General features: G+C 61.9%; 24 protein-coding genes. 14 read left to right on the plus strand and 10 right to left on the minus strand.

Translation table 11 applies throughout. The features are described from left to right. Positions 1-37 precede the first annotated feature (37 nt). Complete coding sequence (locus ABV589_RS18390; RefSeq protein WP_367082922.1) at positions 38-508, plus strand: prepilin peptidase; 471 nt, start codon at positions 38-40, stop codon at positions 506-508. Positions 509-626: 118 nt separating this feature from the next. Then, complete coding sequence (locus ABV589_RS18395) at positions 627-1,412, plus strand: response regulator transcription factor (RefSeq protein ID WP_007963013.1); 786 nt, start codon at positions 627-629, stop codon at positions 1,410-1,412. Between the two features lie 60 nt (positions 1,413-1,472). On the opposite strand, the gene ABV589_RS18400 is transcribed toward ABV589_RS18395, so the two are convergent. From ABV589_RS18400 to ABV589_RS18410, 3 genes are all read right to left on the minus strand, one after another. After that, positions 1,473-1,880 carry a response regulator gene (locus ABV589_RS18400; protein ID WP_007963012.1) on the minus strand — a complete coding sequence of 136 codons (408 nt, stop codon included), beginning with the start codon at positions 1,878-1,880 and terminating at the stop codon, positions 1,473-1,475. 66 nt (positions 1,881-1,946) lie between these two features. After that, the gene (locus ABV589_RS18405) at positions 1,947-2,159 is read right to left on the minus strand and encodes a Flp family type IVb pilin (protein WP_367082924.1); all 213 of its coding nucleotides are present in this window, start codon (positions 2,157-2,159) and stop codon (positions 1,947-1,949) included. A gap of 118 nt (positions 2,160-2,277) precedes the next feature. Continuing rightward, positions 2,278-2,484, minus strand: a complete 207-nt coding sequence (locus tag ABV589_RS18410; RefSeq protein ID WP_045121964.1) for a Flp family type IVb pilin — start codon at positions 2,482-2,484, stop codon at positions 2,278-2,280. A gap of 344 nt (positions 2,485-2,828) precedes the next feature. On the opposite strand from ABV589_RS18410, the gene cpaB reads away from it, so the two are divergent. Genes cpaB through ABV589_RS18450 form a run of 8 tightly spaced genes read left to right on the plus strand, consistent with a single transcriptional unit; the run spans position 2,829 to position 10,285 of the window. After that, the gene (gene cpaB / locus ABV589_RS18415; RefSeq protein WP_367082926.1) at positions 2,829-3,764 is read left to right on the plus strand and encodes a Flp pilus assembly protein CpaB; all 936 of its coding nucleotides are present in this window, start codon (positions 2,829-2,831) and stop codon (positions 3,762-3,764) included. A 20-nt stretch (positions 3,765-3,784) separates the two neighbouring features. Next, positions 3,785-5,008, plus strand: coding sequence for a type II and III secretion system protein family protein (locus ABV589_RS18420; RefSeq protein WP_367082928.1), 1,224 nt, complete (start codon positions 3,785-3,787; stop codon positions 5,006-5,008). Then, positions 5,005-6,195: a pilus assembly protein gene (locus tag ABV589_RS18425; protein WP_367082929.1), complete on the plus strand. Its 1,191-nt coding sequence runs from the start codon at positions 5,005-5,007 to the stop codon at positions 6,193-6,195. The genes ABV589_RS18420 and ABV589_RS18425 overlap by 4 nt, the downstream gene beginning before the upstream one ends. Then, positions 6,192-7,460, plus strand: a complete 1,269-nt coding sequence (locus ABV589_RS18430; protein ID WP_007963006.1) for a CpaF family protein — start codon at positions 6,192-6,194, stop codon at positions 7,458-7,460. Before ABV589_RS18425 ends, ABV589_RS18430 begins: the two co-directional genes overlap by 4 nt. Before the next feature lie 18 nt (positions 7,461-7,478). Then, positions 7,479-8,363: a type II secretion system F family protein gene (locus ABV589_RS18435; RefSeq protein WP_007962998.1), complete on the plus strand. Its 885-nt coding sequence runs from the start codon at positions 7,479-7,481 to the stop codon at positions 8,361-8,363. A 1-nt stretch (position 8,364) separates the two neighbouring features. Continuing rightward, a complete protein-coding gene (locus ABV589_RS18440) occupies positions 8,365-9,249 on the plus strand; it encodes a type II secretion system F family protein (protein ID WP_367082930.1) in 885 nt (294 codons plus the stop codon). Between the two features lie 23 nt (positions 9,250-9,272). Further along, positions 9,273-9,995: a tetratricopeptide repeat protein gene (locus tag ABV589_RS18445; RefSeq protein ID WP_367082932.1), complete on the plus strand. Its 723-nt coding sequence runs from the start codon at positions 9,273-9,275 to the stop codon at positions 9,993-9,995. A gap of 17 nt (positions 9,996-10,012) precedes the next feature. Further along, positions 10,013-10,285 carry a DUF3613 domain-containing protein gene (locus ABV589_RS18450; RefSeq protein ID WP_367082933.1) on the plus strand — a complete coding sequence of 91 codons (273 nt, stop codon included), beginning with the start codon at positions 10,013-10,015 and terminating at the stop codon, positions 10,283-10,285. 67 nt (positions 10,286-10,352) lie between these two features. Here the strand turns inward: ABV589_RS18450 and ABV589_RS18455 are convergent, their stop codons facing one another. From ABV589_RS18455 to ABV589_RS18470, 4 genes are all read right to left on the minus strand, one after another. Next, on the minus strand, positions 10,353-12,023 hold the full coding sequence (locus tag ABV589_RS18455) for a POTRA domain-containing protein (RefSeq protein ID WP_367082935.1): 1,671 nt from the start codon (positions 12,021-12,023) through the stop codon (positions 10,353-10,355). Between the two features lie 134 nt (positions 12,024-12,157). Continuing rightward, positions 12,158-13,765 (minus strand): collagen-like triple helix repeat-containing protein, encoded by a 1,608-nt coding sequence (locus tag ABV589_RS18460; protein WP_367082937.1) that lies wholly within the window; start codon positions 13,763-13,765, stop codon positions 12,158-12,160. Between the two features lie 303 nt (positions 13,766-14,068). Further along, positions 14,069-14,923, minus strand: coding sequence for a MaoC/PaaZ C-terminal domain-containing protein (locus tag ABV589_RS18465; RefSeq protein ID WP_367082939.1), 855 nt, complete (start codon positions 14,921-14,923; stop codon positions 14,069-14,071). 2 nt (positions 14,924-14,925) lie between these two features. Continuing rightward, entirely contained in the window at positions 14,926-16,278 is a 1,353-nt protein-coding gene (locus tag ABV589_RS18470) for a 3-oxoacyl-ACP reductase (protein WP_367082941.1), read from the minus strand. 235 nt (positions 16,279-16,513) lie between these two features. On the opposite strand from ABV589_RS18470, the gene ABV589_RS18475 reads away from it, so the two are divergent. The 3 genes from ABV589_RS18475 (at position 16,514) to ABV589_RS18485 (ending at position 20,406) form a co-directional block, all read left to right on the plus strand. After that, positions 16,514-17,791: an acetyl-CoA C-acetyltransferase gene (locus ABV589_RS18475; protein WP_367082943.1), complete on the plus strand. Its 1,278-nt coding sequence runs from the start codon at positions 16,514-16,516 to the stop codon at positions 17,789-17,791. A gap of 291 nt (positions 17,792-18,082) precedes the next feature. Beyond that, a complete protein-coding gene (locus ABV589_RS18480; protein WP_367082945.1) occupies positions 18,083-18,979 on the plus strand; it encodes a PA4780 family RIO1-like protein kinase in 897 nt (298 codons plus the stop codon). A gap of 284 nt (positions 18,980-19,263) precedes the next feature. Further along, positions 19,264-20,406 (plus strand): MFS transporter, encoded by a 1,143-nt coding sequence (locus tag ABV589_RS18485; RefSeq protein WP_367086216.1) that lies wholly within the window; start codon positions 19,264-19,266, stop codon positions 20,404-20,406. On the opposite strand, the gene cueR is transcribed toward ABV589_RS18485, so the two are convergent. The 3 genes from cueR to ABV589_RS18500 form a co-directional block, all read right to left on the minus strand. Further along, complete coding sequence (cueR, locus tag ABV589_RS18490) at positions 20,360-20,773, minus strand: Cu(I)-responsive transcriptional regulator (RefSeq protein ID WP_007962968.1); 414 nt, start codon at positions 20,771-20,773, stop codon at positions 20,360-20,362. The genes ABV589_RS18485 and cueR overlap by 47 nt on opposite strands. Next, a complete protein-coding gene (locus ABV589_RS18495) occupies positions 20,770-23,163 on the minus strand; it encodes a heavy metal translocating P-type ATPase (protein ID WP_367082947.1) in 2,394 nt (797 codons plus the stop codon). Before ABV589_RS18495 ends, cueR begins: the two co-directional genes overlap by 4 nt. Before the next feature lie 106 nt (positions 23,164-23,269). Beyond that, entirely contained in the window at positions 23,270-23,653 is a 384-nt protein-coding gene (locus ABV589_RS18500; protein WP_367082949.1) for a hypothetical protein, read from the minus strand. A gap of 148 nt (positions 23,654-23,801) precedes the next feature. Here ABV589_RS18500 and ABV589_RS18505 point away from each other — a divergent pair, with 148 nt between their 5' ends. Then, positions 23,802-24,002 (plus strand): heavy-metal-associated domain-containing protein, encoded by a 201-nt coding sequence (locus ABV589_RS18505; RefSeq protein ID WP_007962964.1) that lies wholly within the window; start codon positions 23,802-23,804, stop codon positions 24,000-24,002. Positions 24,003-24,081 lie beyond the last annotated feature (79 nt).

Here is a 24,081-nt window from a genome sequence, read left to right on the forward strand (position 1 = left end):
ATAGAATCATTCAGCAAAATCGGATGGATTTAACCGGATGCAGAGTTTAGTTCTCCTGATCTGGCTGGCCATGTGCGCCGCCCAGGATGCCCGGCAACGGCGCATCTCTAATGTGCTGACGTTCGGTGCAGGAGCGCTGGCGCTGATCTACCTGCTGGTCACCGGGACGACGTGGCTCGGTGCCGATGCGCAGCAGGGACTTTGGGCGGGCGTGATTGCTCTGGTGTTGACCTTGCCGGGGTATTTCATGGGCCGGATGGGCGCAGGCGATGTGAAATTAATGACAGCCATGGGCCTTGCGACGAACGGTTTATTCATTCTTTGTGCGTTTATCGGCGCGGGTATCGCCAGTCTGCTCTGGCTACTGATCGCGCCAAGAGTCTGGCTTCATATGAGTCAACGACTTAGAGAACATCTTCGATATATGGAGCCGGGAGCGTCAAAGAAGCTGCCATTTGCACCGTTCGTGCTGCTGGGGGTACTGGCTTCGATTCATTGGATCCATTAGTCGCCAGGTGCCACTAGTTCTATGTACATAGTCGGAAAGTGCGTCTACTTTCAAATGAAGTGGTTACATTGCCAAAGTGCAGAAAAAGTCAGCTTTGGCCCGAGCAATGGAGTGGTTCGTGAACAAGCTTACGTCGGCGGTAAAAGTGCTCGTGGTCGATGATCAACCGTTGATTGTCGAAGAGTTGTGCGAGTTTCTCGAAAGCAGCGGTTACCGCTGTGTGCCGTGTGAATCCAGCACGCAGGCGATCGAACGGTTCAGCGAAGACGTGGAAATCGGCCTGGTGCTGAGCGATCTGCACATGCCGGACATGGACGGTATTCAACTGGTGCAGGAGCTGCAACGCATCAGCGGCAAACACCGGGTGTTCGAAGCGATCATGCTCACCGGGCGCGCCGACAAACAGGACGTGATCAAGGCGCTGCGCGCCGGGATTGCCGATTACTATCAGAAGCCGATCCAGCTGGATGAACTGCTCGAAGGCGTGAAGCGTCAGGAAGCGGCCCTGCAAGAGCGGCACAAGAATGTGCAGTTGGGACACCTGAACCAGAAGCTGCAGTTTCTCTCGGAATCCATCGACGATCTCTACCAGGACCTGGACAAGGTCCGGCGCAATCCGGCGGCGGTGGTCAAAGACATGCTCGGCGGCGACAGTGCCGAAGCCGAGCAGGAGATTCCGGCGATCTTCAATCAGCTGTCACCACGGCAACTGGACGTGGCGCGGCTGGTGGGCAAAGGGCAGACCAACTATCAGATCGCCTGCGAGTTGGGCATCACCGAAAACACCGTGAAATTGTATGTCTCGCAGGTGTTGCGCCTGACCCATATGCACAACCGCACCCAGTTGGCATTGGCGCTATCACCCAGTGCTTCGGCCGCCCGTCAGCGTGTGACAGCACACTGATCACGATTGCCTGCCCTTCGCGGGCAGGCAGTCAATTCTTCCAAAAACACCCTGAGTGAATTACCCGGCCTGCGTCTTCGGTTTGGGGAACAGATTGTCCAGGGTTTCCAGCAGGCGCACGTGGTAGATCGGCTTGCGAAACAGGTCCAGCACCTGCAGACGCAGCATGTCGCTGACGTCTTCCATGTCGGCATGTCCGGAGGTCACGATCACCGGCAGATGCTGGCGTGAGGTGTGCTCGCGCAGACGCTTGATCAGCGACATGCCGGACTCCTCCGGCATGCGCAGATCGGTGATCACCAGGGCGATGTCCGGATAGCGAGTGAGGTGATGCAGGGCGAGTTTCACCGACGTCGCGGTGTGGCAGACAAAGCCCTCGCCCTCCAGTAGCTCGGCCAACTCAAGCAACGCATCCTCTTCATCGTCAACCAGAAGCAACTGTTGGCGGGGGAGTGAGGAAGCAGTCATGGGCAGTCCCTGAAAAGCTGAAAGTGCAATCGAGTGTAGCGCGACATTCGCCGGACGCGACTCACATCAGGGGGTTTGCACCGGAGCGGTTTGTGCAGTGCCGCCGAGGGATACCAGGACGTTGTTGAAAATCGCAAAGATTTTCGCGCCCAGCGGTGTGATGAACACCACCACCACGACCGCCACCATAGCCACGACAATCGCGTACTCGATGGCTGAAGCGGCTTCCGTGCTGGCCAGAAAGGACCTCAGGCGCAATATCAGGTATTCAACGATCATTGAAATTCTCCTCATGACAGCGGGAGATCGGACCTGTGAAATCCGATGATTGCCAGTGCCGGAGCGTTGCTGTTTTCAGCAGGGGGCCAAGGCACTGGAAGAAGGGAAAGGATTTTGATTAAGGCGCGACTCTGCTCTGTGCCGTGCCACCGAGCTTGGTCAGCACCAGGTTGAAAATGGCCAGCACCTTGTCGCCGATGGGCGTCACAAACACCACAACCACGACAGCCACCATTGCCACCACAATTGCGTATTCGATGGCAGACGCGCCTTCTTCACTTCTGCACAGCAGCCTGGCCCTGGCCAGTAGATAGTCGATGATCATCCGAAACATACGTCCACTCCTTTGCGCCTCTGGCGCCGATCCAACGCTACAGCGGCATGCTTTCACCGTGCTATCAGAGCATTGTCAACAAACCCCCGCTCAACAACTGTAAGAACGGATTAATCACAAAGGATTAACCAGAACGTTAGTCGAGCCAAACCCTGCAGTTAATTGGCCAAGGCTCATACTTTAGTGGGTTATTTTCCTGTCAGTAATGGCGTTTTGTCTCGGATCAGCTAGCTTGGAAATAGCGAAATCGTTGCATGTTCATAGCTGCCTGATCGCGAAAAATTCTCTCGACAGGAAGTACAGGCTGTCGGTGCAGCAGGAAAGGGAGAGCCGTCATGAACAGTCGCGTCACCATGGGTCTTGCAGCAGTGCTGCTGTTGGGAGCAATCGTCGTCGGTTACTGGGGCCTGGTCCTCAGTCGGCAACCGACTCCCGTTGCCCAGGTGCCTGCCGCCCCGGCAGTCGCTATGGAAAAAACCGTGGCCGCCGCCGAAGATCAGACCCGCCAGCCAGTGGTCGTGTTGTTGCACGATGTCCCGCCGTTCACGCCGCTCACGGCTGCCGATGTGGCAGTGGAGAAACTGCGCAGTGCGCCAGCCGGCAGCCTTTCCAGCGTCGACCAAGCGGTGGGTCGCACGCCGTGGCGGCACCTGAGCGCTGGCACCTGGCTCAACGATGAAAGCTTTCAGGCCGGTGGCTCACTGGCACGGATGATTCACAGTGATGAGCGCGCGTTGACCGTGGCCGTGGACGAAGTGATTGGCGCCGCCGGGCAACTGATCCCCGGCGACTACGTTGATGTGCTGCTCTACCTGCGTCAGGACGCGAGCAATCTGCAGCAGTCGGCGCAGATCGTCGTACCGGCGATGCGCGTGCTCGGTGTTGGTGAGCAATACGGCCTGACCAACGATGGGCAGCCCGCCAACCCAGCCTTGAGCGCCGACGAAAAACTCAAACAGGATCAACGCCGGATTGCTGCGCGCACCGTGGTGCTGGCGGTGCCCGAACAATTGCTCAGCCGGATGATGCTCGCCACTCAGGTCGGCACGTTGCGCCTGGCCGTGCGCAGCAGCGAAGAACAGCGTCTGGCCAAGTACTGGGCCGGTGAAACCCAGTCACCGGCGCACGTGGATAACGCCAACAGCCAGCTCTTCCAGTTCACCCAACTGGCCCTCGGTGCCGCGCCGAAAGCGCCGGCCGCTGGCGGCCATGGCGGTGCGCGGCCGATGGAAGTGATCCGCGGCAATCAGCTTTCCCAACAAGCCCCATGACTGAGCAAGGATCCACGTGCATGCAGAGTCGATTCAGGCCGCTATTAACACCTTTAGTCCGGGCCTTGATACTGATGGGACTGTCGATCAACGCCGCCATCGCGGCCACCGGCAATTGCTCGGCACTCGGCCGTATGCCGCCGGTGATCGAGATCGGCGAAGGCTTCCAGCAGGACATCCAGTCGCCGGTGGCGATCACCCGCGTGGCCATCGGCGACCCGAAAATCGCCGACGTGCACGACACCGGCAGCGCCTCGTTTCTACTCACCGGGGTGGCTCCCGGCGCCACCAGCCTGATGGTCTGGACGTCGTGTTCCAGCGAGCCGCGCCAGAGCATGGTGTTCGTCAAGGGCAGTGCCACCGCCGCACTGACCAGCGCCAGCAGAATGCCTTCCGACGATCCGACACTGCCCTCGCAAGTGCAGACCGACATTCGTTTCGTCGAAGTCAGCCGCACCAAACTCAAGGAAGCCACCGCTTCGCTGATCGGCACCCGGGGCAATTTCCTGTTTGGTTCGCCCGGTACGTTGCCACCCATCGACGGCGTGCCGACGCCGAGACTGCCGGTGGATAACGGCTTGTTCAACTTTTCGTGGATCGGTGGCAAGACCATGGCGATCATCAACGCCCTGGAAACCAGCGGTTTCGCCTACACCCTTGCGCGCCCCAGCCTGGTGGCGCTGAGCGGGCAGAGCGCAAGCTTTCTGGCCGGTGGTGAAATCCCGATTCCGGTGCCTAGCGCCGGCAGCGACAACGTGTCGATCGAATACAAGGAGTTCGGTATCCGCCTGACCCTGACGCCGACTGTCATCAGCCACGACCGCATCGCGCTGAAAGTCGCACCGGAAGTCAGCGAACTGGATCTGAGTAACGCCGTGCAAATCGCCGGCACTACCGTGCCGGCCCTGACCATTCGCCGCACCGACACCAGCGTTTCGCTGGCCGACGGCGAAAGCTTCGTGATCAGCGGCCTGATCAGCACCACCAACACCTCGCAGGTGAACAAGTTTCCGGGGCTGGGCGATATCCCGGTGCTCGGCGCCTTCTTCAAAGGCTCGCAGATCAAGCGCGAAGAGCGTGAACTGCTGATGATCGTCACCCCGCACCTGGTGCAGCCACTGGCGGCGGACGCGCAACTGCCGTCGTTGCCGGGGGAAAAACTGCGCAACTACGACCCGAATTTCTACCGCATGTTCTTCCTCGAAAACGGCAACTTCGACAAACGCAGTGGGCTGTCCCAATGAACCAGAACCTGAGCCAGACCTTTCTGGCGATCACCCGTAACAACACCGATCTGGAGTGGCTGCAAGGCGCACTCGCGCCGCTGGGCCAGGTGGTGAGCGCCGGGGCCGGGAGCCTGGACGAATTGCTGGCGCTGGTCGACGTCACCTTCGCCAGCCTGGTGTTCGTCGGCCTCGATCGCGAGCATGTGGTCGCGCAGAGTGCGTTGATCGAAGGTGCGCTGGAAGCCAAACCGATGCTCGCCATCGTTGCGCTCGGCGATGGCATGGACAACCAACTGGTGCTCAATGCCATGCGTGCCGGCGCCCGGGATTTCGTCGCCTACGGTTCGCGCGCCAGTGAAGTCGCCGGGCTGGTGCGGCGCTTGAACAAGCGCCTGCCACCGGTGGCGGCCAACACGCAGCTTGGCGGCCTTACGGTGTTGTACGGCACGCAGAGCTATTCGGATGGCGCGCTGCTGGCCAACCATATGGCGCAGGTGGTGCAAAAGAGCGGACAGCAGACCTTGCTGCTGGATCTGGGCCTGCCGCGCGGTGACAGCCTGGCGCTGCTCGGGCTCGAGAGTTCGTTCCACTTCGGCGATGCCTTGCGTCACTTGCGCAGGCTCGACGCGACGCTGATCGACAGTGCCTTCACCAGCGCTGAAGCGGGTCTGCGGATTCTGGCGTATGCCGGCAGCGACGAGCCGCTGGAAAGCACCAGTGCCGCCGAGTTGTACATGTTGCTCAGCGCCTTGCGCCAACACTTCCAGCACATCGTCGTGAACCTCACCGGGCAGTCCGACAGTGAAGCCTTGCGCACGTTTGTCAGCCACTGCGACAAGCTGATCTGGTACACCGATCAGAACGTGCTCAACTGTCGCCGCAACCTCGCTGTACTTAACTTGTGGCGCGAGAAGGGCATGAAGCTCGACCACGCGCGTTTGCTGGTGGACGGCTATCTGGGCAGCGTGGCCCCGGATGCTGAAACCCTGGGCAAAACCTTCAACCTCGAAGTGATCGCGGTATTGGCCGCCAATGCCGAAGTGCGCCTGAACGCCAAGAACCAGGGCGTCAGCCTGTTCGAACTGGCCCCGCGGGAAAAACTCACGCAAAGCCTGCGGGCTCTCGGCGAACGTCTGGCCAAGCGCTCGGAAGGCCTGGCCAAACCCAAGGTCACCTGGTTCGACCGCTTGCGAGGCACCTCATGAGCGCGGAAAAACTGTTCGGCGCGGTACACCACGGCGCGGTCGGCAATACCGATCACGAAGGCCTGAAACTGGTCCTGCACCGCTACATCATCGACGCCATCGAAGAGTCGGGGAAAAACCTGCTGGAGGGCTCGCGCCAGTTGCTGGCGCAGTTTGTCACCGACAAGGTCGCCGAATACATCGCCCGCCTGCACCTGGCGATTTCCCGCTACGAGATGGAGCGCCTGGCCGAGGAAATCGTCGACGAACTTACCGGTTTCGGTCCGCTGGAAGTGCTGCTGCGCGATCAGTCAGTGACCGAGATTCTGGTCAACGGCCCGCACCGGGTATTCATCGAACGCGATGGCGTGCTGCATCAAAGTGACCTGCGTTTTATCGACGCGCATCACGTCGAGCGGGTCATGCAACGGATTCTCGCACCACTCGGACGGCGCCTCGACGAGTCTTCACCGATGGTCGATGCGCGCCTGCCGGACGGCAGCCGGGTCAACGCGATCATCCCGCCAATCGCCCTCGACGGCCCCTGCCTGTCGATTCGAAAGTTCCGCAAGGACATGCTCAAGAGCAGTGACCTGATGGCGATGCAGACCATCGATCTGGCGATTTTCGAGTTCCTCCAGGAGGCGGTGGGCAAGCGTTGCAACGTGCTGATCAGCGGCGGTACCGGCACCGGCAAGACCACGTTGCTGAACATCCTCAGCCAATTGATCAACCCCCACGAACGTCTGGTGACCATCGAAGATGTCGCCGAATTGCAGCTCGGCCACCCGCACGTCGTGCGCCTGGAAACCCGCCCGCCGAACGCCGAGGGCCACGGTGAAGTCAAGGCCAGCGACCTGATCCGCAACGCCCTGCGCATGCGCCCCGACCGAATCATTCTCGGCGAGATCCGAGGCGTTGAAGTGGTCGATGTGCTGACCGCGATGAACACCGGTCACGACGGCTCGATGAGCACCGTGCACGCCAACAATGCCCAGGATGCGTTGTTGCGGCTGGAGACGCTGGTGGGGCTGACCGGTCGCTCGATCGCCGAGCGCACCTTGCGCCAGATGATCTGCGCGGCGCTCGACGTGATCATTCAGCTGACCCGCATGCCCGACGGCCGCCGCTGTGTCAGCGAGGTGGTGGAAGTGGTCGGCATCCGCGAAGACGTCTACGTCACCAACACCTTGTTTCGCCTTGATCGGCGTACCGGTTTCGGCTTCCTGCGCGAAGCGGTCAATCCGGCGGGCGACAAGTTGCGCCACGAGACCCACCTGGGCTGACCGCATGGGACTTGCATCATGATCGGACCGGCCATTCTCATCCTCCTGTGCCTGATCCTGCTCGGGCTGTCGATCTGGCTGTTCGTGCACGGCATCCACAAGACCAACAACGAACGGGTGCTCAATCGCCTCGCGGCGGGGCAGCCGCAACTGGTCGCACAGAAACCGGCCTGGGTCGGGCTTGAACGGATGTTTTTGCGCGCGGGGCTTGGCCGTCCCACCGAACGTTTCGGGCTGTGGATGACCCTGTGGGGCGTGGCGATTGCCCTCGGTTATCTATTGGCAGACTGGATCGGTTTGCTGGCGATGCTGCTGGCGCCGCCGCTGATCCTGCGCCTGTACATTTCCTGGCTGTACCACCGGCGGATCAAACGCATGATCGAGCAGTTGCCGCAACTGCTCGACTACACCGTACGCAGTCTCAAGTCCGGCCGCACCTTGAGCGACGCGGTCATGGGCGGCATCGAATCGAGCGAGGATCCGCTGAAAAAAGCCATGGGCCGGGTGCAGCGCAACGTGCAACTGGGGGTCAATCTGCCGGATGCGGTCAGCGATTTCGCCGAACTCTACGAACAGGACGAATTGCGCATGTTCGCCCTCGGCCTCAAGGTCAACCATCGCTACGGCGGCAACGCCAGCGAACTGCTGGAGAACCTGATCAAGCTGATTCGCGAGCGTGACCAGGGCGCCCGGCAACTGCGCGCACTGACTGGCGAAACACGCATGACCGCGTGGGTGCTGGGTTCGCTGCCGGTGATTCTGGTGAGTTACTTCATGCTGACCAACCCCGGCTACATGCTCGGCATGTGGCACGACTCCGGTGGTCGGACCATGTTGATCATCGCCGTGGTGTTGCAAGTGACCGGTTGCCTGGCGCTGTGGCGCATGTTGCGGAGTATTTGAAATGGTCTATCTCGCCGCTCTGATGCTGCTGCTCGGCGCGCTGTTGCTGGTGGTCAATCACCTGCTGACGGAGCGGCGCCGGGTGCGCCAGGTCAACCAGCGGTTGCAGGGGCATCTGGTGCGCGAGAACCGTTTTGGTAACTGGCTGCGTGCTCTGGGCAACAGCAGGTTCGGCCAGCGCTCAGTGAGCATCGACAGCGAAACCCAGACCCTGCTCAGTCGCCTCGGCTGGCGCCGCGCCAGTGAGCGCTCGCTGTTCGCCGCCTGCCAGATCGGCACGCCGCTGCTGGCGTTGGGGCTGGCGATCTTTTTGCAGGAAGTGTTTTTTCCGCACGCCGCCAACCGCTGGATCGTCCCGATGCTCGCCACCGGTGCCGGTTACCTGTTGCCAAAGCGCTTGCTGGCTTACGCCGCCGGGCGCCGGCAGAAAACCATCGCCGTGGAAATATCCACGTTCATCCCGCTGCTGCGCATCCTCTTCGAGTCGGGCATGGCGGTCGAACAAGCCTTGCGTGTGCTCAGCACCGAGGGGCAAAAACTGCTGCCGGAACTGACTCGCGAACTGCGCCTGATTCTGGCCCGGGTCGACTCGGGCCTGGAGTTGGGGCTGGAACTGAACAAAGCCTCGGTGATGCTCGCGGTCGATGAGTTCACCGACACCTGCGTGATCCTGCAGCAATTGATTCAGCAGGGCGGCGGAGCGATGAAATCGCTGCTCGCGCTCAAGCAATTGCTCGACGACCGCCGCCTGACCCGACTGCAGGAATACATCTCGAAGATGTCGGCGAAGATGTCGGTGGTGATGATGCTGTTTCTGTTTCCTGCCTTGCTGATCGTACTGGCCGGCCCGGGGTTCACCGCGATTACCCGGGCATTTGCAAACTGACGTTGGCTCATGGAGAGCGTTTGATGAAAGCACTGATTGTCTTGGCAAGTCTGTTGTTGCTCGGTGGTTGCGCCACCGACGGTCAGGCGCCGTGGTCGGCGATGCTCGCACCGACCAGTTGCAGCAAGCTCGATTCCGAACAGGAACTGGCGTTGAACCTGGCGGACGATCTGGCCAACGACGGCAAGCTGCACGCCAGCCTGGCCAACCTGCAGAGCCTGCCCGATAAACTGGTCGAGGTACGCCTGCGCAAGGCCAGGGTTTACCGCTTGCTCGGGCGCAGTGAAGCCGAGCCGCTGTATCGCGGATTGCTCGGCACCTGCCTGACGGCGGACGCCGAACATGGCCTGGGCCAGATCTACGCCGCCCGTGGCGACAACGGCCAGGCCCAGGCGCACTTGCAGCGCGCGGTACGTCTGGCGCCGACCAATGAAAAAATCCGCAATGACCTGGGCGTGGTCTACCTCAACCAGTTGCGTCTTGAGGACGCACGCTTCGAATTCCTTACCGCTATTGAGCTCAAGCAGAACGATCAACTGGCCACGCTGAATCTGGTGAGTTTGCTGCTGTATCAGAACAACTGGCAGCAAGCCGCCGAAATCGTCAGCCGCGCGCACCTGACGCCGGAGCAGTTCGCCGACGCCCAGGCCCGCGCGGAAAAACTCAAGGTACCGACCAAGGCTACGCCACCCGCCGGCAATCAGGTGGCGGTGGTGGCGGACCCGCAACCGTCGACGCTCAAGTGACATCCAGGGAGATTGCCATGAACACCTTGTACCGTGTGTGCTGCCTGACCCTGCTCAGCCTGCCGATTGCGGCCCAGGCGATCGACGCCGGCCCGGCCTCGGCGCAGCAACAGGAAACCGAAGGCTGGCTGGTGCTGCAAAGCCGCAACCAGGCCGCCTCGACCAAGCCGCAAACCGCCACGGCGGCGGAGCGCGAACAGGCGATGCAGCGCTGGTTGAAAAAGTACAAATACGAGATTCCGGATTTCTACGACCCGGATGCGGGTGGCAAGATCGAGACCAAGAACTAGGCCGATGGCGTGGCTCAAACCAGTCCTCTATCGCCGACAAGCCGGCGATAGCGGACTGGCTGAAGGCCTACAACTGATAGCTGAAACTGATGCTGTAACGCGCCCGCCGATTGAACGTATCCAGCGCTTCATCCGACATCGGCTTGGCGGCCTCCAACGCAATGTTGTAGTACTTGGCATCGCCAAAACGCAGGCCTACGGCTGCCGATGACAGGTCATTGCTCTGCACCGCCAGCTTGTTGAACCAGGTTTTCGAACGGTCCAGCACCACGTAGGGTTGCAGGATGCGCACCCAGTTGCCGTCGCGATTGAAGCTGTAGTTGACCTCATAAGCCGCGCCCCAGCCCTTGTCGCCCGACGCCTGATCGTCCGGGTAGCCACGGCCGAAATTCTGCCCGCCGAACACCGCACGTTCACTGTCGGGCAGGGTGTCATCACTCCAGTACAGCGCGGCCGACAGTACGCCCTGCCAGTTGTCGAAAAACTTGTCGCTCTGTACGCCGGAGAGACGCAGGCGCAGGAAGTTCAGGTCCAGCGCCGGGTTGTTGGAATGCGCGCCCATGCTGTCGAGGCCTTGATACACGCCACCACTGAGAATCCGCAGCTGCCGGGCATCGGTCTTGCGCCAGTCGCCTTCGAATGCGAGGGCGCGCACGTTGGTGCGCTCTTCGATGCTGATCGGGTAGCCGACCACGTTGTAGCGGTTTTTGTCATCCACTGCATAGAGCCGCGCTCCCGCGTTAAGCAGCTCGTTGGAGGCGGCAATGAACGGGTGGCTGACGCCGATCGAGTAGCGGTCATCTTCCTTGTGCGGCTTGAGTTCAAAGCCATCGCTGGTCAGCACATTGGTGCCCGGATCCGCGCGATAGCGTGAGGCGAACAGGCTCAGTTGCGTGCCTTCGCTGTTGAGGAACTGGTTGTAGTCCACACGGTAGTAATGCTCATGATCGTCCCCCGGCGGAAACAGCCCGCTGAGGGTCAACTGTTCGCCCATGGCGGTCTGCGAATTACTGCTGACCCCCAGCAAAGCCTGGGTGCCATTGCGGTTGTCTTCAGTGGTGCTCATGGTGCTGGTGAACGGTTTGCGACTGGCCTGGGCCACCAGTGTTGTTGCGCCGTCGGTGGTGCCGGGCGGCGGCACTTGCGCCTGGATGGTCACCCCGGGAATGCGGGTCATCAGGGTGGTGTAGCGTTCGAAGGTTTTGCGAGTCAGCGGGCGTTCGGCCTGGATTTTTGCCGCCAGCTCGTCGAGCAGGCCTTTGACTCGGCCGACATCGCCTTGCACCTGCACGTCGCGCACATAACCCTCGACCAGCACCACTCGGGCTACGCCGTCGTCGAAACGTTGTTGCGGCAGGAAAGCGTAGGACAGCAGATAGCCGTCCTTCTGGTAGCGTCGAGTGATGTCGCGGGTGGCTTCGATCAGCTCGGCAAGGCTGGTCTGGTGGCCGATGAGAGGTTTGTAGACTTCGGCCAGTTCGTTGAGCGGGTAGATCGTGCCGCCCTCGATCTGCACGGTTTTCAGATTGACTTTGGTGTCCATCAACAGCGGCTGCGCCGTGGCCGCGCCGGGGTCGGGGACTTGCAGAGGCGTGGCCGCGGGGCGATAGGCATCTGCCGGCAGGTTCGGCACGGGCAGGTTGCGGGTGGTTTCGTTGCTGTTGAGAAAGCTGGGCAGGGTGTCGGCGAGGGCGGCGGAACTGATACTGAGGAACAGCAGGGATGCCATTACGCGCATAGGACACTCCATGGTCAGATCACAGCGCTGAGTTAAATTTTTCCTAAGAAAAAAGCGGAAGACTCGTGGGAATCTTCCGCCCTCAACCAAGCGTAGGCGCTGTAGGTGAGGCCGTCGAATCGGCCAGGTGCAATTTAGCGTTTGTTGCCTCCAAGAGCGCCGGTCAGGCCACCGAGTACACCACCCAGGCCACCGGTTGCGGTGCCACCGGTGGCGGTGCCGCCGTTGAGCAGGCCGCCGACTGCACCAACGGTTGCGCCGACGTTGCTGACCACACCGCCGACGGCGGTAGTGACCGGGTTGTTGGTGGACGCGATGGTGGCGCCAACGGTGCTGACTGCGCCGCCGACCTGGCCGGTGAGACCGGCGACCGGTGCGCCCAGGCCTGTCGCTGCGCCAACTTGTTGGGTGACGCTGGTGACTGCACTGGTGACCGGATTAAGCCCGGCACCGACGGTGGCGCCGACGCTGGCCAGTGGCGAGGTAGTGGCGGTGATCGGAGTACCCGAGCCGCCGAGTACGGTGTTGAGCGAGGCGACGGTATTGCCCAGTCCGCCAGCCGTGACGCCGCCGGCACTGACCACGCCGTTGGTGCTGCCAGCGTTCAGCCCGGAGCCGACGTTGACCACGGCGCCGCCAACCGTTTGCAGCAAGCCGGTACCGCCCAGGCCGCCGCCGAGACCGCCGCCCAATCCACCACCGGTGCTGGTGCCGTTATCCACCAGCCCGCCGGCTTTGCCAACCGCGGTGCCGACGTTGGTCAACGCGCCGCCAACGGTGTTGGTCAAGGCGTTGCCGCCGCCAGCACCGGTTACCTGACCGCCCACGCCTTTGACGGCGCCACCGACCTGGCCGAGTACGCCATTGAGCGGAGCGCCGAGGCCGGTCGCAGCGCCGACTTTGTCGGTGGTGCTTTCAACCATCGCAATCACGGGCACCAGACCGTTGCCGACACTTTTGGTCACTGAACCGAGTGGGCCGGTGGTGGTGGCCAGGCTCAGGGTGTCGCCGAGCATGGTGACTTTTTCACCGACGCCGTCGAGTACCGGGGCGACTTTGGTGACCACGCCGCCGACAACCGGAACGCTGCCGGTGGCGGTCGCCAGCTTGCCGCTCAGGTCCGATACACCGTTGCCGACATCGCTGACCACGCCGCCCACCGAGGATGCGGTGACGCCCAGACCGTTGTCGACGGTGCCCAGTTTGCCAATGCCGTTGGCCACGCCATTGCCGAGGGTGCTGACCACGTTGCCAGTGGTGTTGGCCGCGCTTTGCACGACGCCACCGACGACCGGTACGGTGCTCAGCGAATCGCCGACCTGGCCGACGCCATCACCGACGTCTGCGACGGTTTTGCCGACATCCTGCACCAGGGTGGTGGTCACCAGCGGAGTGGTGGTCGGGTTGGTTGGACCCGTAGGGTCGGTCGGATTGGTTGGGTTGGTCGGATCGGTCGGGTTGGTTGTACCCGTACCGCCAGTACCGCCAGTACCGCCGGTGCCTCCGGTACCACCTGTGCCTGCGGTATCGGTGCCGCCGGTGCCGCCGGTGCCGCCGGTGCTGCCAGTGCCACTGCTACCGCCAGTACCACTAGTGCCGCCAGTGCCCGACGTCGCGCTGTCTGGCGAAGAGCTGCCGGAGCTGCTGTGATGGCCGCCACCGCCGCTGCTGCAGCCAGCGAGGCCAAGGGAGAGGATCAATGCCAGAGCTGTTGCCGATTTGCACCACACTTGAGTTTTCATGATTGAGATTCCTTGCACCTGTAACAACATTCGTCGTTTTCGATGGCTCACCGATCTGTCGCCGGTAATGCCTCGTCCGTGGTGTCAATCTCAATCGCGCCGCAGGTTTCGACCATTCTCAAGTTGGTATTAACGCCTTTATATATAAGGCGCCGCGCCGTGCCTAAGGACTAATACCCAGGATATAGATGCATAAAAAAAGGCCTTGAAAATCAAGGCCTGGGGTTTTTCAGAGTGCGGCGCCAAGCGTGGAAAAACTTAAGTGATATATACACAATTTACAGGCTTGCCCGGGGGTGAGGATCAGGCAATCGGTTGCCATTGCCCGACCATGTGTTCCAGATCGCCGTGGCCGATCAGGCGCAACTCGCCGCTGGATCCCGGCGCACTCGCCAGCAATGAAACCTCACTGGGCAAGCGCACCGGTTTGCGAAAGTGCACGGCGATTTCAAGGTTGGCCTTGGGTAGATGATCAGCCAGTGCCGCGAGGGTTCTGGCCTTGTTCCACAAACCGTGAGCAATCGCCGTGGGGAAACCGAACAGCTTGGCACTGGCGGCGCTCAGGTGAATCGGGTTGTAGTCGCCCGAGACTTTGGCGTATTGCCGACCGATATCGGCTGGGGCTTTCCATTGCGCCACTTGCGTCAACACCTGGGACGGCTCCCAGTGTTGCTCGACAGGTTCTCCATCGAGTTTCACCCCGCGACAGAGCATCTGGCTTTCGGCCTCCCACAGTGGTCCGAGTTGATCGTCCAGAGTGGTCAGTACGTCGAAGGTCGCACCTTTGGCATGCGGCTGCAGGTTGTGCACGCGAACACTGACTTGCGCTCGACTGATCCCGCCCATCGGTCGCAATACGCGTATGCGGTTGCTCAGATGAATCAGCCCCAGCAGCGGGAACGGAAATTCCTTGGCCGTGAGCAATTGCATCTGCAGGGCGAACGCGAGGATGTGTGGATAAGTCGGCGGCAGCAGGCCGTCATCGGCAAAGCCGCAGACCTTGCGATACGCCGCCAGTTTCTGGCCGTCGACATCGACCCAGCAGCGCAAACCGCTGTCGGGCAGTCGGGTACCGGTGATCTTGCGCCGTGTCGCGGCCCGCGCGTACAGGGCGGGCAGGCTCGGTTCACGGTCGAGGGTGTGCCATTCAATGCTCATGCCTATGCCCCCAGAACACTTTGTCCACAGACCCGCAATGCCTGACCGGTGAACGCACCGGTGCCCGGTTGCGCCAGCCATGCGACGGCTTCGGCGACGTCTTGCGGCAAACCGCCCTGGCCCAGCGAACTCATGCGCCGTCCGGCTTCACGCAGGCCGAACGGGATGTGCGCGGTCATCTGGGTTTCGATGAAGCCCGGGGCCACGGCGTTGATGCTGATGCCGCGTTCGTGCAGCATCGGCGCCCAGGCCTGCGCCAGGCCGATCAGCCCGGCCTTGCTTGCGGCGTAGTTGGTCTGTCCGCGATTGCCGGCGATGCCGCTGATCGAGGCCAGCAGAATCACCCGCCCATTGTCGTGCAGGGTGCCGCTGTCGAGCAGGGCCTTGGTCAGCACTTGCGGGGCATTGAGGTTGACCGCCAGCACCGCGTCCCAGAACTCCGGGGTCATGTTGGCCAGAGTCTTGTCGCGGGTGATCCCGGCGTTGTGCACCAGAATGTCGAGGCCCTCCGGCAGCTGTTCGACCAGTTGCGCGGCGGCATCTTCGGCGCAGATGTCGAGGGTGATCGCCCGGCCGCCGAGGCGCGCGGCGAGGGCTTCCAGATCGGTCTTGGCCGGTGGTACGTCGAGCAGAATCACTTCCGCTCCGTCGCGGGCGAGGGTCTCGGCAATCGAGGCGCCGATCCCGCGTGCCGCGCCGGTAACCAGCGCCTTGCGTCCGGCCAATGGCCGGGTCCAGTCGGTGACCGGTGTGGCGCACGCGGTGAGGCGAATCACCTGCCCGGAGACAAAGGCGCTTTTCGGCGAGAGGAAAAACCGCAGCGGGCCTTCCAGTTGATCTTCGGCACCTTCGCCGACGTAGATCAGTTGCAGCGTGCCGCCGCTGCGCAGCTCTTTGGCCAGCGAGCGCGAAAAGCCTTCGAGTGCCCGCTGTGCGCTGGACGCAAACGGATCGCGCAAGGTTTCCGGGGCGCGGCCGAGGATCACCAGGTGCGCGCTGCTGTCGAGATTTTTCATCAACGGCTGGAAGAACTCGCGCAGCTGTTTGAGCTGGTCGGTGTGCTGCAGATCGCTGGCATCGAACACCACGGCCTTGAGTTTCGGCCCGTGCCCGGGAATCCACGCGGTGGCCAGCGACGGTTCGCTGCCGTAGCTGTAGATCGCATCGGTCAGGCGGTTGGCGAACGCGTTGATCCGCTCGGCCAGCGGCCCGCCGCCGATCAGCAGCGCTCCGTCCACCGGCCGCAGGCGTCCGGCCTGCCAGCGTTCCAGCCGCACCGGCGACGGCAGGCCCAAAGCCCCGACCAGACGGTGGCCGATGGATGAGTTGGCGAAGTCGATATAGCGGTCAGACATGGAACGCTCTCCAAAAGTTGGGGTTCAAAGTGTGGACTACCAACGGCAATCAATCGTTCGATCCACGCAATAAGGCCTACGCTAGAACAGCAGAGTAGACCACCGTCCCTCTGGGAGCTGGCTTGCCAGCGATGGCGCAGTGTCAGCCACTGGAAATGCTGGATGTGCCGGCCCCATCGCTGGCAAGCCAGCTCCCACAGGGATTCCATGAATTCGGATCAACAAGGAGCTTTTCATGAGTCAGCTGCGCCGCGTCGCCATCATCGGCGGTAACCGTATTCCTTTCGCCCGCTCCAACGGGCCGTACGCCACTGCCAGCAATCAGGTGATGCTCACCGCCGCGCTTGAAGGCCTGATCGAACGCTACAACCTGCACGGCCTGCGCATCGGCGAAGTGGTGGCGGGGGCGGTGCTTAAATTGTCACGGGATATGAATCTGACCCGCGAGTGCGTGCTCGGCTCGCGGCTGTCACCGGCCACCCCGGCCTATGACATCCAGCAAGCTTGCGGTACCGGGCTGGAAGCGGCGCTGCTGGTGGCCAACAAAATCGCCCTCGGCCAGATCGACTGCGGCATTGCCGGTGGCGTCGACACCACCTCGGACGCGCCGATCAGCGTCAGCGAAGGCTTGCGCAAAATCCTCCTGCAGGCCAACCGCGCCAAGACCACCGGCGACAAGCTGAAAACCTTTCTGCAACTGCGTCCGCGGCACCTGATCCCGGAATTCCCGCGTAACGGCGAACCGCGTACCGGCCTGTCGATGGGCCAGCACTGCGAACTGATGGCGCAGACCTGGAACATTCCCCGTGAAGAGCAGGATCAACTGGCCCTCGAAAGCCATCACAAACTCGCTGCCTCCTACAGCGAAGGTTGGCACAACGATCTGATGACGCCGTTCCTCGGCCTGACCCGCGACAACAATCTGCGCCCGGACCTGACCCTGGAAAAACTCGCCACGCTCAAACCCGCTTTCGAACAAAGCGCCAAGGGCACGCTGACGGCGGGCAACTCCACGCCGCTCACCGACGGCGCCTCGGTGGTGCTGCTGGGCAGCGAGGAATGGGCGAAGGAGCGTGGCTTGCCGATCCTCGCCTATCTGCGCGATGGCGAAGCGGCGGCGGTGGATTTCGTCAACGGCGCCGAAGGCCTGTTGATGGCGCCGGTGTATGCCGTGCCGCGCCTGCTGGCACGTAATGGGCTGACCCTGCAGGACTTCGATTACTACGAAATTCACGAAGCGTTCGCCGCCCAGGTGCTGTGCACGCTCAAGGCCTGGGAAGACCCTGAATATTGCAAGACGCGTTTGGGGCTGGACGCACCGCTGGGCTCGATCGATCGCAGCCGGTTGAATGTGAAAGGCAGCTCGCTGGCGGCGGGGCATCCGTTTGCCGCGACCGGTGGGCGGATTGTCGCAAACATGGCGAAACTGCTGGATGCGGCAGGCAAGGGCAGGGGGCTGATCTCGATCTGCGCGGCTGGGGGGCAGGGTGTCACCGCAATCATCGAACGCTAAAAGATCGCAGCCTTCGACGCCAATTTCATGCAGGAGCTGCCGCAGGCTGCGATCTTTTGACCTTGAATCTTTTCATCACCGCTGCGTGTCAGATTCTGTCGCAAATGCCCTCGACAGCCGATAACTACAAGCAAGGTCGGCTCGGCTATGATCGGCAAAGCTCGATTATTTCGGCACAGTGTGTGCATCCACAGGGTTCACAGGTCGGCAACCCCTCCCCGTAGCGCGAGGATTGCCGTATAACGAGTGACATTCGCGTGTTTGGTAATAAAGGACCCACAATAAAAGCTGATGAAGACTCCAAAACGCATTGAACCCCTGATCGAAGACGGTCTGGTCGACGAAGTGCTGCGCCCACTCATGAGTGGTAAAGAAGCAGCTGTTTATGTGGTGCGCTGCGGTAACCAGTTACGTTGCGCGAAGGTTTACAAGGAGGCGAACAAACGCAGTTTCCGCCAGGCAGCCGAGTATCAGGAAGGCCGCAAGGTGCGTAACAGCCGGCAGGCCCGGGCGATGGCCAAGGGTTCGAAATTCGGTCGCAAGGAGACCGAAGACGCCTGGCAGAACGCCGAAGTCGCGGCGTTGTTCCGTCTGGCCGGTGCCGGTGTGCGAGTGCCCAAGCCGTACGACTTTCTCGATGGCGTGCTGCTGATGGAGCTGGTGGCCGACGAGTATGGCGATGCGGCGCCGCGTCTGAACGACGTGGTGCTGGAGCCGGATCAGGCCCGCGAATATCACGCGTTCCTGATCTCGCAGATCGTGCTGATGTTGTGTACCGGTCTGGTGCACGGTGACCTCTCGGAGTTCAACGTGCTGCTGACCCCGACCGGCCCGGTAATCATCGACCTGCCGCAGGCAGTGGATGCCGCCGGCAACAACCACGCGTTCAGCATGCTCGAGCGCGATGTGGGCAACATGGCTTCGTACTTCGGGCGCTTTGCCCCGGAGCTGAAGCAGACCCGCTACGCGAAAGAAATGTGGGCGTTGTACGAAGCCGGCACCTTGCATCCCAACAGCGTGCTGACCGGTGAGTTCGACGATCCGGAAGATCTGGCTGATGTTGGCGGTGTATTGCGCGAGATCGAAGCGGCGCGGCTCGACGAAGAGCGCAAGCAGGCGATCCGTGCGGCGGATGACCAGCCCAAAGGCAAGTCCGACGAACCACCGCCGCCACCGTGGATGCAGTAAGCGCTTGAACAGAAACCCGGCTTCGGCCGGGTTTTTTGTGCCCGTATATTCCGTCACCACACCTCACTGTGGGAGCTGGCTTGCCAGCGATAGCGGTGGTTCAGCTGAAAATTTTATCGGATGTACCGGCCTCTTCGCTGGCAAGCCAGCTCCCACAGGGGGCGGTGGTATCTATGGACGTTATATGGGAATCTTGTCCGCCCCCGCACACTCAAGGATTGAATGTGAACGCCCGCCTGATCATCACCGCCCGTTTGATCTCAGACTTCGGCGCTTTCCTCAACATGGTCGCGCTGGCGACTTACGTTTACCTGCTGAGCAACAGCGCCATGAGCGTCGGGATCTTTCTCGCCAGCCGGGTTGGCGGGGGGATTTTTGCCAGTCTGATCGGTACGCGCTTCTACCGGCGCTGGAATGGCCGGATGCCGTTGATTGTCTTCGATCTTTTGCGTGCGACGTTGCTCGGTCTGCTGTTGATCCTGCCAGTGAGCCAGCAGGCGTTGCTGTTGCCGGTAATCGCTTTCGGCCTGGGCTTTGGCAACTCGATGTTCGCCATCGGCCTCAACAGCCAGTTGCCGAGGCTGATCGCCCCGGCGCAGCTACTGAAAACCAACGCCTGGATCACCTCGGCGTCATCGGCGGCGATGGTTGGCGGCAGTCTGGTCTCGGGGTTGCTGGTGGCGGCATTCGGCTTCGAAACGGTGTTCGCGCTCAACGCACTGACCTATCTGCTGGCGGCGCTGTTGATTGCGCCGTTGCGCTTCGCCGCTGCAGAAGTCAGCGAACAATCGGCCAGCGAACGCGGCGAATGGTCAGCCCTGAAACAAGGCCTGCGCAGTGCCCCGGTGATTGCGGCGATGCTCGCCGTGACCATGGCCGACACCTTGGGCAGTGCCGCGCACAACGTCGGGTTCCCGATCATCTCCAGACTGCTGACACCCGATTCGGCCAGCACCACGCTGGGCCTGATGCTAGCGGTGTGGGCCAGCGGCAAACTGCTCGGCGCACGGATTGCCAGTCGCCTCAAAGGCACGGATAACCGTGATCTGGAGCGACGGTATTTCTTCGGGGTGGCGTTGATGTCCTGCGGTTTTATCCTGATGTTCCAGCAGCACAGCCTGCTCGGCCTGCTGCTGTTTTCCCTGCCGGCGGGGTTGGGTGATGGCGTTTCCGAAGTCGGCCTGATGTCGCGCCTGCAACGTGAGCCTGAGCATTTGCGTCTGCCGATTTTCAGTTTCCTGACCTTGCTGCAAATGACCGGGTTTGGCGTCGGCATGCTGATTGCCGCGCCGTTCTACGAATGGTGGACGCCGGGTGCCGTGGTCATGCTGTTCCACGGCATCCCGCTCGGTACGCTGTTGACCGTGAAGTTGCTGGCGCTCAGGCGCGGGCGGGTTGCGCGCAGCAGCCCGACGCCAGCTCCTTGAGGATCGGACAGTCGGGACGATGGTCGCCATTACAGTGCTCGACCAGATCCTGCAGGGTGTCGCGCAACTCGCCGAGTTCGCGGATCTTCTGATTCAGTTCGTCGATGTGCTGACGCGCTAGCGCTTTCACATCGGCACTGGCACGTTGGCGATCCTGCCACAGGGTCAGCAGCTTGCCGACTTCCTCCAGGGAAAACCCCAAGTCCCGCGAACGCTTGATGAACGCCAGGGTGTGCAGGTCATCATCGCTGTAGACCCGGTAGCCGCTGTCGGTGCGATGGGCCGCCTTGAGCAGGCCGATCGACTCGTAATAGCGGATCATCTTCGCGCTCAGGCCACTGTGTCGGGCCGCTTGGCCGATGTTCATCGGTGCTCCTCCAGATCCTTCGGTTTCCAGGTTTTCAACAGTAGCGCATTGCTCACCACGCTGACGCTCGACAGTGCCATCGCCGCACCGGCCAGCACCGGGTTGAGGAAGCCGAACGCCGCCAGCGGAATGCCGATCAGGTTGTAGACGAAGGCCCAGAACAGGTTCTGGCGAATCTTCGCGTAGGTCTTGCGGCTGATCTCCAGTGCCGCCGGCACCAGCCGTGGATCGCCGCGCATCAGGGTTATACCGGCGGCATGCATCGCCACGTCGGTGCCACCGCCCATGGCGATACCGATGTCCGCTGCGGCCAGTGCCGGGGCATCGTTGATGCCATCGCCGACCATTGCCACCACGCCGGTTTTCTTCAGTTCGGCGACGGTGGCGGCTTTGTCGGCGGGCAGCACTTCGGCGTGCACGTTTTCGATGCCCAAAGCCTCGGCGACCACTGTCGCGCTGCCACGGTTGTCGCCCGTCAGCAGATGGCTGTGGATATCGCGGGCGGTCAGTTGTTGCACTGCTTGCAATGCGCCGGGCTTGAGCGTGTCACCGAAGGCGAACAGGCCGATTACGCGCGGTTCAGGACTTTGCTCGATCAGCCACGACAAGGTCCGGCCTTCGCTTTCCCAGGCCTCGGCGGATTCGGCGAGATTGCCCGCGTTCAGGCCACTTTCTTCCAGCAAACGCCGATTGCCCAGCGCCAGACGCCGACCGCCAAGATTGCCGGCGATGCCACGCCCGGTCAGGGACTGGCTGTCGCTGACATCCGGCACGTTCAGACCACGCTCGGCGGCCGCGTCCAGCACGGCTTTGGCCAGCGGATGTTCGCTGCCGCGTTGCAGGGCGCCAGCCGTTGTCAGCAACGTATTCTCATCGCCATCCACCGCGCTCAAATGCGCGATGCGTGGCGTGCCGGAAGTCAGCGTGCCGGTCTTGTCGAAGACCACGTTGTCGACTTCATGGGCACGTTCCAGCGCTTCGGCATCCTTGATCAGAATCCCGTGACGCGCCGCCACGCCGGTGCCGGCCATGATCGCTGTTGGCGTGGCAAGGCCGAGGGCACACGGACAGGCAATCACCAGCACAGCGACCGCATTGATCAACGCCGTTTCCATGGGCGCGCCGTACAGCCACCAGCCGATCAGCGTCGCCAAAGCGATCAGCAACACGGTGGGCACGAACACCTGGCTGACTTTATCCACCAGTTTCTGGATCGGCGCTTTCGCCGCCTGAGCGTCCTCCACCAGACGGATGATCCGCGCCAGCACGCTTTCTGCACCGAGGGCAGTGGTGCGCACCAGCAGGCGACCTTCACCGTTGATCGCGCCGCCGGTGACCGTGTCGCCCGGCTGTTTTGGCACTGGCAGGCTTTCACCGCTGATCAAGGCTTCGTCAGCGTGGCTCTGGCCTTCCAGCACTTCACCGTCCACCGGAAAGCGTTCGCCAGGTTTGACCAGAACCAGATCGTTGAGGCGCAGGGCACTGATTGCCACGTCCTGTTCGCGACCGTCGATCACTTGAATCGCCCGCTCCGGGCGCAAGGCTTCGAGGGCGCGGATGGCGCTGGCGGTCTGGCGTTTGGCGCGGCTTTCCAGGTATTTGCCGAGCAGCACCAAGGCAATCACCACGGCTGAGGCTTCGAAATACAGATGCGGCATGCGCCCGGCGGCGGTGGCCCATTCGTACAGGCTCAAGCCATAGCCTGCGCTGGTGCCGAGGGCGACCAGCAAGTCCATGTTGCCGGCGCCGGCGCGCACGGCTTTCCACGCGGCCACGTAAAACCGTGCACCGAAAATGAATTGCACCGGGGTGGCGAGGGCGAATTGCGCCCAGGCCGGGAGCATCCAGTGAATGCCGAACGGTTGCAGCAGCATCGGCAGCACCAACGGCAACGCCAAGGCGATGGCGCAGATCAGCGCCCAGCGTTCATGGTGCAGACGCTGTTGCTGGTTATCGGTGGCGGGATGTTCGGCTTGCCAGACGCTGGCCGAGTAACCGGCCTTGCTCACAGCATCGAGCAGCGACTGAATATCGACCTGACCGAGCCATTCGAGGTGCGCACGTTCGTTGGCGAGGTTGACGCTGACGCTCTTCACCCCGGGGACTTTGTTCAGGGCGCGCTCGACGCGACCGACGCACGAGGCGCAGGTCATGCCTTCGATGGTCAATTCCACGGTTTGCTGCGGCACGCTGTAACCAGCGCGTTCAACCGCCTCCATCAACGCCGGCAAGCTGTCGCCGGGCGCCTGGACGCGGGCCTGTTCGGTGGCGAGATTGACGCTGACGCCACTGGCGCCGCTGACTTTGCGCAACGCCCGCTCGACACGCCCGGCGCAACTGGCGCAGGTCATGCCGGCAATCGGCAGATCGAAAGTGGTGGAATCGGACATCGGTCGTACTCCCTGTAGTAGATGCCTACAAGGATCAACCTTGCCATGCGGGCAAGGTCAAGCGCCAATCTGAAAAGCAAAAGATCGTCCGATCGCGGCGGTTGACTCAGTATTCGAGGGCAGCAGGTCGCAGGTACAAACCTTTGGCATTTGCCGCGATCCGGTACTTGAGCACATCGCCGGCCTTGAGCGTGATCTCCTGCGCCGGCGGCGCGAGCATGCCTGCCTGGCAACCCGGCACCTGGCCAGGCAACTGTTTCAGCCGAATGGAAATCGTGCCGTGGGGCAGGTTGAACGAAGTGGTCTGTTCCTGCAGCAGGCGCGCTGCCAGTTCATCATTGACGTACACGCCAATCTCGCAGGGAGTCGGTACTTCCAGACGCTCGCGCGAGATGATCAGTACGGCGTAGTCCTCGCCGGTCGCATTGGCCTGGGGCAGGGCGGCAAAGAGGCTGAGCAAGCCAAACAGGCTGAAAGCTGACCAGCGCATGGCTGAATCTCCTGAATTTGAGTCATTGATGCACGCAGCTTGGCTGAGCGCGGCGCCGAATGCCAGCCCGGCAGGTTTCTGCAGAACTTGACCTTGCCATGGTGGCAAGCTCGACACTGCCGGCAACCTCACTCAAAGGAGTCCATCCATGCAAGTGTTCAACGTTCAAGGCATGTCCTGCGGTCACTGCGTCAAAGCCATTACCAACGCGGTGCAGGCGAAAGATCCGGCGGCCAGCGTGCGGGTCGATCTGGGGGCCAAAGAAGTCGGCGTCGAGAGTTCGCTGAGTGCCGAGCAGGTGATCGAGGTGATCAGTGAAGAAGGCTACCCGGTAAAACTCGCCGGATAATGATAAATCCCCTGTGGCGAGGGAGCTTGCTCCCGTCGGGTCGCGAAGCGGCCCTTTTTCCAATTGAAAAACACTGGGC

It is taken from the genome of Pseudomonas sp. HOU2, assembly GCF_040729435.1.
Taxonomy (GTDB): Bacteria; Pseudomonadota; Gammaproteobacteria; order Pseudomonadales; family Pseudomonadaceae; genus Aquipseudomonas.